The sequence below is a fragment of the Paenibacillus sp. CMAA1364 genome (genome assembly GCF_054373195.1).
Genome location: NZ_JBITNB010000029.1, coordinates 18,025 through 33,034, shown reverse-complemented (window position 1 = coordinate 33,034; position 15,010 = coordinate 18,025). Strand labels below are relative to the sequence as shown.

Below are 15,010 nucleotides of genomic sequence, written 5' to 3'. Positions count from 1 at the left end.
AAAGATGGATTTCCTTTACAAAGGTGAATTATCTTTTTACTCGTATAGGGAGGATAATGATGGGCATTCAAATGGTTAATCTTGCAGATCAGATGGAATATTATGAAACGGTATGTCAGTGGCTTTGGAAACAATGGGCCAGTGATAAGCCAATCGAATATGTTAGATATGCCGTATTACATAATTCTCAGACAGACCGTGTGCCCATGACATTTGTAGCTCTAGAAGGACAAAAGGCGGTAGGGACAGTATCCTTTTGGATGAATGATCTATCTTGTAGACAGGATCTTTATCCTTGGTTGGCATGCTTATATGTTGCTGAAGATGAGAGAAGTAAAGGCATAGCGAGAGAACTACAGAATCATGTAATAGAAGAAGCGAAGAAATTAGGATATAACAATCTGTACTTAATTACGACGCATGACAATTACTATGAAAGATTTGGATGGAATTTTATAGAGACAGCATCCAAGCCAAATGGCGATCTCACCAAAATATATAGTAAGGATTTAAATGTATTGCCTCTATTATAAGTGGAATACATAAGTACCTGTTAGTACAAGAGAATCAAGAGCGTACCAAAACGTTGTACGCAGATAGAAATAAGATGCTCCACCCCCATCATATAACATAGGAGAAGATCATTTGACTCAACCCTTATTCAAGAGTTTCTTAGTTGTTGCCAAAGAATTAAATGATAAGTTCGGAATAAGCCCATTACTCTATGGATCACTCGGATTAGAAGTGTTAACAAGAATATCTATTGATCCTAAAGATATTGATTTATTAATTCCTCTAGCATTTATTCAAGAAAGATGGGAAGAATTTAAGAACGAACTAGAAGATCAGGGATACACATTAATAGATTTGAATGAACACGAATTTAGTAATGGACAACATAAGATAGGATTTTCTTTTATCGAAGATCTAGAAGAATATGCTGCAATTCATATGAATGAAATTGAACATCGAGATTACAAGGGCATCAAATATAGGCTATTAAATCTTAAGCAATATCATATGGTTTACACTAGATCAGTGCAAGATGGATATAGAATGAATTCAAGAAATAAGAAGGATGCTGAAAAGATCGAAATCATTGAAGAAATAATGAATGGATCTAGATAGCAGATCTAAGAATTTAGCAAGTTCGGATAACAGGATGTTCATGCTGATTAAACGTCAGTAATACAGGAACCTCGAAAAAAGTAAACACCAAAACCTTTCAAACTGGATGTGATTTGTTGATATGGTTCAAATTCGTGAGATGAACATGAACGATTATTGGGAAGTTTTTGATCTTTGGTCGAATACAGATGGAATGGGACTGAGCGAGGCTGATTCTGAGGAATCAATTGAAAGCTTCTTAACAAGAAATGATGGACATAGTTATGTATGTATAGATGGAGAAAAGATTATAGGAACTGTTCTATGCGGTCACGATGGAAGAAGAGGTTTTCTCTATCATGTGGCAGTTTTGAAAGAGTACAGGAAAAGCGGAATTGGAAAGGGATTAGTTGAAAGTGTATTGCATTCATTAAAGAAGGCAGGGATTATGAAGTGTCATTTAATGGTCTATGAAAATAATGTAATGGGCAATCAGTATTGGAATAATTCAGAATGGAAAAGAAGAAATGATATCTTGATTTATTCAAAGGATACAAAAGGAGAGATATAAATGAAAAGAATTGAAATCAAAGAAATTGGAGCTATAAGCGCATTTAAGGCTACACTCTACATTGCATGTATTCCACTGGCAATCATGTCTTTAATCGGTATATTGATGACAATCCTAGGTATAGTCCTTGGACAGACAGAATTACTGTATATAGGTATTCCTTATATTATTATTCCAGTTTTCTTACTTGGTATATATGGGGTATTTAGTATGTTAATAGCTGTAGTGTATAACAAGTTCACGAAAAAGTTCGGTGGATTAGAAATCGTAATACAAGAAAAGGTTGAATTAAACGCAGATTTACACAGTTAACCACAATACTGGAAACACACCCTCCTTATATGAGATGATCATCCTACTGTATACAGTAGCTGATTCATAAGCCGATATACGTTAACTCCAAGAAGAGAGGACAGTTACGATGAACAACAAAGTAAGCGGAAGTACAAACAACCTATATGATATTAATCCAGTTCCACAGCATGTGATTCGATATGAAGGCGAGGTACAGATCACTGACTGTGTTCATATCGTGGCTCCATCGGATTTGAAAGTGGCCACACTGCCTAAACTGAAAGAAGCTTTAGCCATGAATGGCTATACATATGACGTGTCAGATGCATTCGTAGAGGGCAAGACGAATATCTATCTTTCCAACCAAGAACAGATGAACGCAGATTCGTTAGCGAACATTCATCCAGACCCTATCTCTGAGATGACGCATACAGAAGGATATACACTTGTAATTAACGGGGATGCCTTTTGTAATATTGCCATTATTGGTCATGACAGCGACGGGATTCATTATGGTGTGGTGACTTTGAATCATATATTGAGTCAATTAACAGATCATATCGTACAGAAATGTGTGATTACCGATTACCCTGAAATTCTCTATCGTGGTTACATTGAGGGGTTCTACGGATTCCCTTGGAGTCATGAAGATCGCATGGATCTGATGACATTCGGTGGTAAACAGAAGTTAAATACATTCATTTATGCGCCCAAGGATGACCCTTACCACAGAAAACATTGGAGAAATGTATATCCTGCAGAGAAAGCACAGGAAATTGCTGAACTTGCAGTAGCTGGACATGCCAACAATCTGAATTTCGTGTGGACGATTCACCCTGGGGATACCATTGACCTTTCTTCAGAAGAAGACTATCAAGCGGCGATCCACAAGCTAGAACAGCTGTATACGCTGGGTGTCCGTCAATTTGGTATATTGTTCGATGACCTTGTTGGGGTTCCCAATGGCATAGAGCAGGCGACGTTTATTAACAGTATTGATACTGAATTTATCAAGGCCAAAGGGGATATTAGACCGCTACTCACCGTGGGTACACGATATTGTGAAGCATGGGGTCCATCGATGACCGAATACTTCAAACCCTTTTTAGAAACCTTGCATGAAGATGTGGAAGTGATGTGGACGGGCGCTGCGACGATGTCTAATATCTCCAAAGAGCAATATGATTCTCCCACAAGAGAGATTGGCTCGGATCGGAATTTATCCGTATGGTGGAACTACCCCGTGAATGATTACTGTGATTCCAAAATACTCATGGGCAAAATTGAGAATTTAAGCTCCGATCTGAACAATGTGAATGGTTTCTTTTCGAATCCAATGAACCAACCCCAAGCGTCCAAACAGGCATTATTCTGCATTGCCGACCATAACTGGAATACAGATGCCTTTAACTGTGATACTAGCTTTACAGCATCATTCAAGGCGCTAGCGCCTGAAGTGGCGGAAGACTTAGAGATCTTTGCATCCAACTGCTGTTATTTAAAAGATGATGGTGGTGTGAGTGGAGACTTTGTGTTCGATGAGTCTTGGTATTTGAGAGATGATATCACCAAGTTGAAATCTGGCTTGGAACAAGGGCGGGATGTATCCGAATTAGTGAATACCTTGCGGGCACAATTCACAAGAATGGAAACAGCTGCAGACCGTATCCAAGAGCAATGTCTGAATGTACAATTGGTCAAAGAACTCGATCCTTTTGTGGATGCATTCAGAATCATGGCACAATCGGCACAAAGTGTGATGGATGCAGTGATAGCCTTGCAGACGGGTGACTTGCTAGAAATGGAACATAAGAATGAAGTGGCTCTGAGCCTATATCATTCGATGGAACAGTGTAAAGTCCATAGGTTAAAAGAAGAAGTGCCGCAAGATTTCACAGTCGATGTAGGTACATTCGTTATCCAACCTTTTATCATAGACATGATTACGTTAACAGCCATTACGGCACGAACAGAACAAAAGGCACTAACGCTTAAGTATGATATGAACAATATTGCTCTACAATCCCTTGGGGTTACCGTCACCGCCTCAAGCAGTGTGAATGACAATGAAAGTGCAGATAAAACGATTGATGGTACGATCAATAGCGGGAAATGGTGTTCAACAGAATTCAGACCTCATCTCACCGTCGATTTACAACAACCTACAACCATCAAACAATATCGCATTATCAATTGTGGGCATCCATTGGCCAAAGAAGCAAAAATTCTAAATACCAAGCATGCACAAATTCTCGCAAGCCTAGATGGGGAACATTTTAAACTCATTGATGAAGTAGCTGACAATAAAGGGGATGTCATGAATCGTGTACTTCTGAATGAAGTAACCGCGAGATATATTCGATTGCAAATTGTCGAGCCGGCCCAGATTAGTATAGAAGGAAGTGGACATACGCGCATCTATGCTTTTGAGTTATTTGACGAGCGTTATCCTGATCAATCACGCAAAGTGCTCACTTCTGAGATTCACATCGAGAAGAATGGGCATATCACCATTAGTAATGTGAATAAGGGTGATGTCATCTCCCTATACCGTTCACTCGATGAGGCAGCACCATTTGCTGTATCTGCGCCAATTTCTGAAGACACCGATCAGATTGTATTTGAAGGTGTTGCTCTACATGAATCTGGAGACAGAATATTTGTAGAGAGAACGTCTGGTAACTATCTGCCAAGTGTCAGAACATCGAAGGGAATATAGATTGAGGTAACAAGTCGTCTTTTTCGTATAATAAAGACATCACAATCAGTCAGCTTTCACGATGATTCCAAACCAACGAAATGAGTTACATTGGAACAATAGCTTCTATGTTCCAAGCGTATATAGAAATGGAGTGGTTTATATGAGCATCTACGATTATGATAATTATTACCAAGAGATGAATTATTTTGGGAACCCTTATCCTGAAATGGTGGAATACTTTCTGAAATCTAAAAAAAGAGGAACGCTGTGTGATTTAGGGGCAGGTCAAGGTAGGGATAGTATTCCGTTTTTTCATATGAGATTTGATGTTACTGCGGTAGATGTGTCTGTAGTTGGGCTGAATGATATACATGATAAATGTCCTGAGGTAAAAACTGTTTTACACGATATTTACACATTTAATACCATTCCGTACGATACCATTTTTATGAACAGTATGCTTCATTTCTACAAGAATGATTGTGCGAAGGAAAAAGGCTTAGTCATAAAAATATTAGATGAAATGTCTTCAGGTAATCAGTTTATTAATTGTATTATAAAAGATAAGGAATCTGAGTTTCTGAAAATCATCAATGATTATGGTAACACGATACAAATTATCTATGAGAATGATGTTTCCTATGTTGAAGCGGATATAAAGTACCATTTTTGTGTCATCGAAAAAACAGATGGATAATTCAGTCTTCAGATGCATAATTCCACTACCCATATCCAGCATATGGGTTATGTAGTAGAATAGAGATCAATTGCAATAATCTCTAAGACAAAGGTTATCACAACCATCAGAAGAAATAAAAAAGAGCGTAATATATATAATTTCACAATAAACGATGAAACCTAGCCAAGGATTCCCTTCGGCTGGGTTTCGTATTATCAAGATAAGTTGGATCAAGCTTAGAAATATGACATACATATAGGAGGCATCCAGTGGGTACATATATTATGGCAATTGGTGGCAACTCTTTAGTGAAATCCAATGGACGTGAATCCGTTGAAGATCAATATGAAGCGGTATGTGAGATAGCTATTCATATAGCAGATATGGTGCAAGACGGTCATGAGCTAGTTGTAACACATGGTAATGGACCCCAGGTTGGCTTTGCACTAAGAAGAAGCGAAGTAGCACATGAGATCATAGGGCTGCATGCCGTCCCCTTAGTTCATTGCGTGGCAGATACACAAGGAGGCATTGGATATCTCATCCAGCAAGCATTAACCAATGAATTCATCACCCGAGGATTAGATAAGAAAGTAGTTACGATTATTACCCAAGTAGAAGTAAGTAAGGATGATTCGAATCTACTCCATCCTACGAAACCTGTAGGTTCCTTCTATACACTTGAACAAGCGGACGAAATACGGCTAGAACACCCGGATTGGGTGATGATCGAAGATTCTGGACGTGGCTATCGCAGAGTCGTTCCTTCACCGAAGCCAATTCATATCGTAGAGAAAGATGTGATCAAATCACTTATTGAGTCCGGTTATGTTGTAATTGCTGTGGGTGGCGGGGGTATCCCGGTCGTTAGGAACGAGAAAAAGACATATCAGGGAATCGATGCGGTTATAGATAAAGATCTAGCTAGCAGTCTATTGGCCGACCAGATTGATGCAGATGGCTTAATTATTACGACAGCGGTACCTAACGTGTATACTAACTTCGGGCAAACCAATCAAATGGCATTAGAAATAGTTACGACGGAAACGATGAAACGTTATATACAAGAAGGTCATTTCCCTAGAGGAAGTATGCTACCTAAGATTGAAGCCAGCCTTTCTTTCTTGAACAAGAAGGATCGAATAGTCATCATAACGAGTCCTGATAGGTTAAAAGATGCAATGAATAACAACGGTGGCACTCATATTGTGAATTGGTAATTGTATGGAATGTATGAAATATAAAAACAATGCGATTTTGATAAATGAATTGACGTCTTTAATATAAACGATTAGAATGCAAATTAAGAATGAGCCATAGGCTAATTGCAACAGGAGTGAATTCCAAGAATGACCACGATTTATGATATTGCTAAGAAGACAGGATATTCACCTACGACAGTCTCAAAAGTATTCAATAACTACACAGATGTGAGAGAACAGACTCGCAAGACTATTCTGCAAGCAGCCAAAGATCTTGGTTATTTGCCTAATGCTCATGCACGTACTTTGACAACGAAGAAGTCTTGGACGATTGGTGTGCTATTTGTTGAATCTTCCGGGATCGGAATACAGCATCCTTTCTTTAGTGCAGTCATCAATAGTTTTAAGCAAGTAGCGGTATCCAAGGGGTATGCGCTGATGTTTATTTCTAAGGATGTGGGAGGAAAAGAGAGCGGGTATCTGGAGAATTGCAAGATCAGAGGTGTGGACGGCGTTGTTGTTATTTTATCAGATTATGGAGATCCTTATTTCCAGGAACTTCTGGATAGTGATATTCCGTGCGTTATCTTAGATCATGAGACCTCGCAAGCTCATACTTTGTATTCTGATAACCAAGAAGGAAGCCTTTTGGCAGTCGAGTATTTACATTCACTGGGACATCGTAGAATTGCTCATATTTCAGGGGGGATGAATACATTTGCTGGCTCGAGTCGTGCGTATGGATTTGAGATGGCAATGAAGCATCTGGGTATGAAGATACAAGAGTCTTACATCGTACATAGCAGTTACTATTCCATTGAGAGTGGTTACGTTGCAATGATGGAGCTCTTGGACTTACAAGATCCACCGACTGCTGTGTTTGTTGCTGGGGACCATTTAGCACTAGGGGCAATGAGGGCTGCTAAAGAGCGAGGGCTCAGTATTCCACAAGATTTGTCCATAATAGGGTTTGATAATATTGAGCTTTCTCAATACATTACACCTGCGTTAACAACTATTGCGCAAGATACTTCACTTATGGGGTGTGAGGCCGCTGAAATGTTGATACGTTCGATTGACGACCCACTACATGTGCTAGAATCAAGGATGTTACCTGTAAGGTTGATCGTTAGGGATTCTTGTACCTTTGTTGCGAAAAAGACGTAAGATACAACGTAGAAACATACTATTTTATTTTTTGTCCATTTTCGAAACCGGTTTCGATCCCTGCATTACAACAAATAATTAATAATCATTATTTCTGAATTGGAGTGAATCACTATGTCAAAATATTATTATGAGAAAAATACGTTTGTTATTGAGCAATTTGACCAAGCTAAGCCATTTTCAAGTTTCCTACCTGGAATGGCCGGTTTAAAGGGTATTCCGATGTGGACATTTTATGTTAATCGGGGTCAAGGCGTATGTAGTTTTGGAATACGAGATAAAAATTCAGCTATCATGGAGTTCTCACCAGCTAGTATCACTTACAAAAACGTTGCAGCGAATGGATTTCGGACATTTATTAAAATACAAGGACAAGAAAGTGTCTATGAACCTTTTCAAACTGCTCGTCCAGATGGCTCCGCTTCTCGTGTGATGAGAATATCTCCGAACGGACTCACAATCGAAGAGACACATGAAGCATATGGACTAAAGACGATTGTGAATTATTTCAATTTACCGAATGATGATTATGCCGCTTTGGTCCGTCAGGTTGAGATCATTAACATTAGTAATCAACCTATTCAATTAGAACTGTTAGATGGGATGCCTGAGATTCTTCCGTATGGCGTAGAGAATGGTGGATTCAAAGAGGTAGGCAACCTTCTGCGCAGTTGGATGGAAGTATATAATCTAGAGCATGATATTCCATTCTATCACGTACGTTCCAGTACTGCAGATGAGGCGCGCGTCAGTGAAGTGACGAGTGGACATTTCTACTTATCATTTAATGGGGAAGGAGAGCAAATATCCCCAATTGTAGATTTCGAAGTTGTGTTTGGTCTTAATACATCACTGCTGTATCCCGATAATTTTGCCAGTGCTTCACTTGCTGAACTTGCTAAGCAACCACAATATCCAGTTAATAAAGTGCCATGTGGTTTTAGTGGATTAGCGAAGTCTCTTAATCCTGGCGAAAGTCTATCACTGAATACAATCATCGGCCACGTGAATGACATTGAGAGAATTAACGCTAGGGTAGATACCCTATGTTCTGTAGAATATATTTCTCGTAAGAAGGAAGAAGCGAGTCATTTAGTTGAAGATTTGACAGCAGATATTGCCACGCATACGTCATCCGAACTATTTGATGCTTATGCGAAGCAGTCATATATGGATAATTTCCTGCGTGGAGGGTATCCGTTTATTTTTGACAATGAGGGAGAAGGGTTTGTTGTACATCTATACTCTCGTAAGCATGGAGATCTAGAACGGGATTACAATTTCTTCTCATTGGCTCCGGAATATTACTCTCAGGGAAATGGGAATTTCCGCGACATGAATCAGAACCGCCGCAATGATGTATTTTTCAATCCTAAAGTAGGCACGTTTAATATCAAAATGTTCTTTAGTCTAATACAGGCAGATGGTTATAATCCACTTAGTGTACAGGGATGTAGCTTTAAAGTTCTTTCAGAGAATGAAAGTAAGCTTAAGGAATGGGTTAACGATGCTGTAGCAGATCAACATGAGGAACTGATAGCATTATGTAGTGAGAAGTTTACACCAGGTGCCATTATTAATTTCATAGCAGTTCACAACGTACAACTTCAAGTAAGTGAAGAACGACTGCTAAGCGGAGTACTGGCTCTTTCGCAGCAGCATATCGAAGCCGGTTTCAGTGAAGGGTTCTGGTCTGATCATTGGACTTACAATATGGACTTGGTTGATGGTTATCTGGATATTTTCCCAGACAAGAAGGAAGATCTCCTTTTTGCGGATAATACCTATGGCTTTTACGATAGTGCTGCTTATGTTCAGCCTCGGTCTAAGAAGTATGTTGTGATCAATGACCAAGTTAGGCAGTATGATGCGTTAGTGGAGGACGAGGAGAAGTTAAAACGTCTTGGACGTAGAATGAACGATACGAACTGGTTGCAGACAGAGAACGGTATGGGTAAGGTATATCATACAAATCTCTTTAGCAAAATCGCATCGTTAGCTTTAATTAAGTTCTCTACATTAGATCCATATGGTATGGGTGTGGAGATGGAAGCGAACAAGCCAGGCTGGAATGACGCAATGAATGGACTACCGGGGTTATTTGGTTCAGGTATGAGTGAGACATTTGAATTGAAGCGTATGATGTTGTTTTTGTTAGAAAGTGCGAAGGAATTCAGCGAGAAGTCTATCTGTTTACCCGAGGAAATGGCTGAACTGTTCAGCGCTGTTCACCGTAATGTAGTACGCTATCAAGAAGGAAAGCTCGATGCATTCACTTATTGGGACCAGACGTCTTCTGAACGTGAAGCTTATCGGGAGCGCATACGTTTCGGAATTACAGGAGTAGAACGTGAGGTTTCAATGAAGTTGATCGAGGAAGGATTCAGCGCATTCTTAGTTAAAGTAGATCAAGGAATTGTGAAAGCCATAGAACTAGGTAATGGAATCACACCTACGTATTTCCGGTTTGAAGCTACGGAGTTTGAAAGATTAGTAGATGTGAACGGAGAATTGAATGTAGGTAAGAGTGAGCTTCCAAGAGCGAAAGTGAAGAGTTTCCAAGTGTATGCGCTGCCCCATTTCCTTGAAGGCCCAACACGCTGGATGAAGACCCTGAATGATCCGCAACAGATCGAAGATATGTATGACCGAATTAAGAAGACGGAGATGTATGATCACAAGACACAAATGTATCAAACATCTGTTCATTTGGATGCAGAAGGACATGATATTGGACGTATTCGTGCATTTACATCAGGTTGGTTAGAACGAGAATCTAATTTTCTACACATGACTTATAAATACCTTTTGGGGTTATTGAAGGCAGGTCTATATGAGCAGTATTTCGAGGAACTGAAGACATCCCTTGTTCCTTTCTTGGATCCGGCTATATATGGACGTAGTACATTAGAAAACTCGTCATTTATTGCAACAGGAGGTAATCCAGATCCTAATGTGCATGGAAGAGGTTTCGTTGCTAGATTGAGTGGGTCAACAGCGGAATTTCTAAGCATGTGGAGAATGATGATGGTAGGTAAGAATGTCTATTCCGTGATTGATGGAGAGTTAACACTTACCCTTACTCCAGCATTACCAAGCTGGTTATTCGATGAATCAGGGAAAATCTCCTTTACATTCCTAGGAAGCACACAAGTGACTTACTATAATTCCCGCCGAGCAGATACATTTGGTATTAACGCTGCCAAGATAAGTAGGATGAAGTTGCTTAAACATGACGGTACTGTAGTTGAATATAGTAAAGCTGTTATTCAAGGAGCAGAGGCACTGGCGGTACGTAACCGGGAAGTAAAAGAAATAGAGGTCTTCATGGATTAGAATTGCATTAATAACAGACTTAATGACCTGACGGTGCAATTTCCGTCAGGTTTTTTGTTGCACTATCCTATATCCGAAAAATGAGACCCTAAATACGAAATATGAAGCCTTATGTCGGTGATGGAATAAACGTACTATAGAAATATAAGCAGAATCAGTATTAGAGTGTAAGCGCTCCTATAGAGACAGAGAAAATTAAACAGCATGGAGGTAAGGAATGATGGAAATGGAACCTACAATAAATAAAGAACATTCTTCACAGCAAATTCAGTCAACGAAGCCAATATCAACACGTAATTGGTTGAAGAGATTTTACAATCAAAGGCATTTGCAGACCATGGCTCTACTTGGCGTCGTATGGATGATTATATTCAACTACCTCCCAATGACTAGTCTCGTTATTGCTTTTAAAGATTATGACATCATACGGACGATATCTGAGGCGCCTTGGGTGGGGCTAGAGCACTTTAGAGAGTTTCTAGATGATGATAATTTACCTAATGTAATTAGAAATACGTTGGGTATGAGTTTCTTCAAATTATTAATTGGATTCCCATTACCTATTATATTTGCGCTCTTTTTGAATGAACTACGGTCTATCAGGTTCAAGAAATTTGTACAGACGATATCCTATTTGCCGCACTTTCTCTCATGGGTTGTATTGGGAGGCATTCTCACAACATGGTTGTCTGATATAGGAGTTATTAATAACGTATTACTCGCACTACATCTTATTAAAGAACCAATCACTTATCTAGCTGAACCTAGTTATTTCTGGACCATCATTATTACTTCAGATATATGGAAGGAGCTAGGTTGGTCAGCGATTATCTATCTAGCTGCGATATCAAGTGTATCCCCTGAAATGTATGAGGCAGCAACAATTGATGGTGCAGGACGATTTCAGAAAATGTGGTATATTACATTACCATCGATTAAAGGTACGATTAGCATTCTATTCATTCTAGCAGTCAGCGGTGTACTTAACTCTAATTTCGATCAGGTACTAGTCTTGCGTAACTCATTGAATGACAGTGCAAGTAACGTTATTGATTACTATGTATATCAAACTGGTTTACTGTCAGGTCGGTATTCATATTCTACTGCTATTGGATTGCTTAAGGCTGTCATAGCAATGATTTTACTACTTGTTGCGAATAAAGTAACTAAAAAACTCAACGATACGTCGTTGTTTTAGAAGAAGGAGGCTCATACACTATGTTTACTCTTCAACGCAGAACGAAAAGTGAGGCCCTATTCGATCTAATCAACACGATCGGTATGATCCTTATATGTTTCGTTACCTTATACCCAATATGGTATGTTTTGGTCAACGCCTTTAATAATGGTACAGATGCTTTACGCGGTGGTATTTATTGGTGGCCAAGAATGTTTAGCATCGAGAATTTTAAAGCGGTATTAGAAAGTCCAGGTATTATGATTGCTATGGGTGTCACGGTAGCTAAGACGGCGATCGGAACAGTGGTGCATGTGTTCTTTACAGCGATGGTTGCATATGCATTCTCGCGAAGAGGACTCATTGGAGGCAAACTCTATATTCTAATCGGTACTGTGACCCTGTTCTTCGGGGGGGGATTGATCCCAACATTCTTATTGATCAAGGATCTTCACTTACTGGATAATTTCCTTGTATATATCATTCCTTTTATGTTCAGTTTCTTTGATCTTATCATCTTCATGACATTCTTCCGGGAAATTCCTGAAGGGTTAGAAGAAGCTGCTAGAATAGATGGAGCGAACGATTGGTCTATCTTTCTGAGAGTCGTTCTTCCGGTATCTATGCCTGTTATTGCGACCATTGCGTTATTCCATGGTGTATTTCAGTGGAATGATTATTTCACGGGAATGATCTATATCAACAACACGGATCTACAGCCTATTCAAACGTACCTGTACCGAGTCGTTGCGCAATCGAGTTCTAGTCAAATGATGTCTGCGGTTCAAGGAAGTGCGGGAACCAAAACAGTGACATCCCAATCCATCAAATTGGCGACGATGGTTGTCACGACACTCCCGATTGTGTTCGTATACCCTTTCCTACAGAAGTACTTTGTTAAAGGGATGATGATTGGTTCAATCAAAGGTTAGTCTATCACTTCTAGGTAGTTCCTCTTACCGTCTATGGGCGGTAAGAGTTGTAATATACACAGCATAGTAAGATACTATTAACGAAAAGGGGTAAGACAATGAAAATCAATTATTGGAAGCGTAGCATATTATCGCTAGTAGCATTGGTTGTAGTCGTGTCTACAGCGGCTTGTTCTTCTGGGAACAGCAACGTAAGTAGCAACAATGGCAATAAAGCTGCCAACGACAAGCCGGAGGAAACGCCAGTTGTTCAACAATTGTCAGCAGACACACCAGGTTGGCAACAAGATACTTCACCGATCACATTTGATTGGTATCTGAACTTCTCTTGGTTTGCGAATAAATGGGGTGTAGATCCGACGTCACAATATATTACGAAAAAGACAGGTGTAGATATTAACTTTATCATTCCAGCAGGTAATGAGAATGAGAAGTTGAATACGCTCATCGCGTCTGGCAATCTTCCTGATTTCATTACGTTAGGCAATGGAGAAGATGCCATTCAAAAGATGATTGACGGTGAATTGGTACTTCCACTTAATGAACTAGCTGATGAATACGATCCGTACTTCTTCACAGCTTCTGATGCAGCTAAGTTATCATGGTATACAAAACCTGATGGTAATGTGTATGGTTATCCAAACGCATCGTCTTCTCCGAAAGATTATGAGAAATATGGAGATAGCTATATCTCTAACCAATCGTTTCTAGTGCGTAAAGATATGTACGAAGCGATTGGTAGTCCGGATATGCGTACTCAAGAGGGATTCCTGAAAGCGCTACAAATGGCTAAGGAAAAATTTCCTTCCGTGAACGGACAACCGTTGATTCCACTAGGTTTACATGAGTTCGGAGATACCGGTAATGCTTCTCTAGAACACTATATTCAGAACTTGTTAGCTATCCCGAAAGCGAAGGATGGTCAACTCTATGATCGCTCTACAGACCCTGAATATGTGAGTTGGTTGAAAACAATGCGTCAGGCCAACCAAGATGGATTGTTGGCGAAGGATATCTTCATAGACAAACGTCCACAAATGGAAGAGAAACTTGCACAAGGTCGTTACTTCGCCTTGATCTATCAGTGGAAGGACATGGAAGCTCAATTGAATTCGCTCTATAATACAGATCCGAATTCAGTGTATATCGCTGTTGATGGACCAGCTAACCTTAATTTAGACCCACCTACACTAGACGGTCCTGGTATTTCCGGCTGGACATTAACTTTGATTTCTAAGAATGTTAAAGACAAAGCACGTGCTATTCGTTTCCTAAGTTATTTGAACAGTGAAGAAGGAAATAAAGATTTATTCTTAGGAGAAAAAGGATTCAGTTATGATACAATTGATGGAGTTGATCAGTTCTTACCTGACCAATTAGCTTTACTAAAGAAAGATCGGTCTGCATTTGACAAAGAGAATGGTGGAGCCTTCACATTCTGGATGTTAATGAATACGAACATCACAGATCAATGGGAACCAGAATCAGCTGAACCGTTCAAATCTATCAAAGATTGGACTAGAGGTAAGACGGTGAGTGCATCTGAATTCGAACTACTGAATCCGACTGGGAATTCTCCAGAGGGTATCATTAATTTGAAGCTTGGACAGTTATTTGGTAAGACGCTACCTAAGCTTCTTATGGCACCATCGGATGCTGAGTTCGATAAAATTTGGAATGAGTATCAAGAGAAACGTAAGAAAGATGGTTTGGATCAAGTAGCTGCATTCCAACAAAAGAAATATGAAGATAACGTGAAGAAGCTTGCAGAATTCCTTAAATAACCGTATAGATAATAGAGCCCCGATACCCGCGAAACCGTGGGATCGGGGCTGTTTCAAAGA

The 15,010-nt window shown here is 39.6% G+C and carries 12 protein-coding genes; all 12 read left to right on the top strand.

Translation table 11 applies throughout. From position 1 onward, the window contains the following. The first annotated feature begins 56 nt into the window (after nt 1-56). On the top strand, nt 57-533 hold the full coding sequence (locus ACH8E3_RS14425) for a GNAT family N-acetyltransferase (RefSeq protein WP_458633345.1): 477 nt from the start codon (nt 57-59) through the stop codon (nt 531-533). 112 nt (nt 534-645) lie between these two features. Further along, a complete protein-coding gene (locus ACH8E3_RS14420) occupies nt 646-1,128 on the top strand; it encodes a hypothetical protein (protein ID WP_458633344.1) in 483 nt (160 codons plus the stop codon). A gap of 121 nt (nt 1,129-1,249) precedes the next feature. Then, nucleotides 1,250-1,678 carry a GNAT family N-acetyltransferase gene (locus tag ACH8E3_RS14415; protein ID WP_458633343.1) on the top strand — a complete coding sequence of 143 codons (429 nt, stop codon included), beginning with the start codon at nt 1,250-1,252 and terminating at the stop codon, nt 1,676-1,678. Continuing rightward, nucleotides 1,679-1,990, top strand: coding sequence for a hypothetical protein (locus ACH8E3_RS14410; RefSeq protein WP_458633342.1), 312 nt, complete (start codon nt 1,679-1,681; stop codon nt 1,988-1,990). It abuts the gene before it with no gap. 109 nt (nt 1,991-2,099) lie between these two features. Continuing rightward, the gene (locus tag ACH8E3_RS14405) at nt 2,100-4,691 is read left to right on the top strand and encodes a beta-N-acetylglucosaminidase domain-containing protein (RefSeq protein WP_458633341.1); all 2,592 of its coding nucleotides are present in this window, start codon (nt 2,100-2,102) and stop codon (nt 4,689-4,691) included. A gap of 142 nt (nt 4,692-4,833) precedes the next feature. Continuing rightward, nucleotides 4,834-5,370: a methyltransferase domain-containing protein gene (locus ACH8E3_RS14400; protein WP_458633340.1), complete on the top strand. Its 537-nt coding sequence runs from the start codon at nt 4,834-4,836 to the stop codon at nt 5,368-5,370. A gap of 266 nt (nt 5,371-5,636) precedes the next feature. After that, nucleotides 5,637-6,572, top strand: a complete 936-nt coding sequence (locus tag ACH8E3_RS14395; protein ID WP_458633364.1) for a carbamate kinase family protein — start codon at nt 5,637-5,639, stop codon at nt 6,570-6,572. A gap of 129 nt (nt 6,573-6,701) precedes the next feature. Continuing rightward, the gene (locus ACH8E3_RS14390; RefSeq protein ID WP_458633339.1) at nt 6,702-7,721 is read left to right on the top strand and encodes a LacI family DNA-binding transcriptional regulator; all 1,020 of its coding nucleotides are present in this window, start codon (nt 6,702-6,704) and stop codon (nt 7,719-7,721) included. Nucleotides 7,722-7,835: 114 nt separating this feature from the next. Continuing rightward, entirely contained in the window at nt 7,836-11,057 is a 3,222-nt protein-coding gene (locus tag ACH8E3_RS14385) for a cellobiose phosphorylase (protein ID WP_458633338.1), read from the top strand. A 220-nt stretch (nt 11,058-11,277) separates the two neighbouring features. Continuing rightward, nucleotides 11,278-12,255, top strand: a complete 978-nt coding sequence (locus ACH8E3_RS14380; RefSeq protein ID WP_458633363.1) for an ABC transporter permease — start codon at nt 11,278-11,280, stop codon at nt 12,253-12,255. Nucleotides 12,256-12,275: 20 nt separating this feature from the next. Continuing rightward, nucleotides 12,276-13,166: a carbohydrate ABC transporter permease gene (locus tag ACH8E3_RS14375; protein ID WP_458633337.1), complete on the top strand. Its 891-nt coding sequence runs from the start codon at nt 12,276-12,278 to the stop codon at nt 13,164-13,166. A 98-nt stretch (nt 13,167-13,264) separates the two neighbouring features. Further along, entirely contained in the window at nt 13,265-14,950 is a 1,686-nt protein-coding gene (locus ACH8E3_RS14370; protein ID WP_458633336.1) for a type 2 periplasmic-binding domain-containing protein, read from the top strand. Nucleotides 14,951-15,010 lie beyond the last annotated feature (60 nt).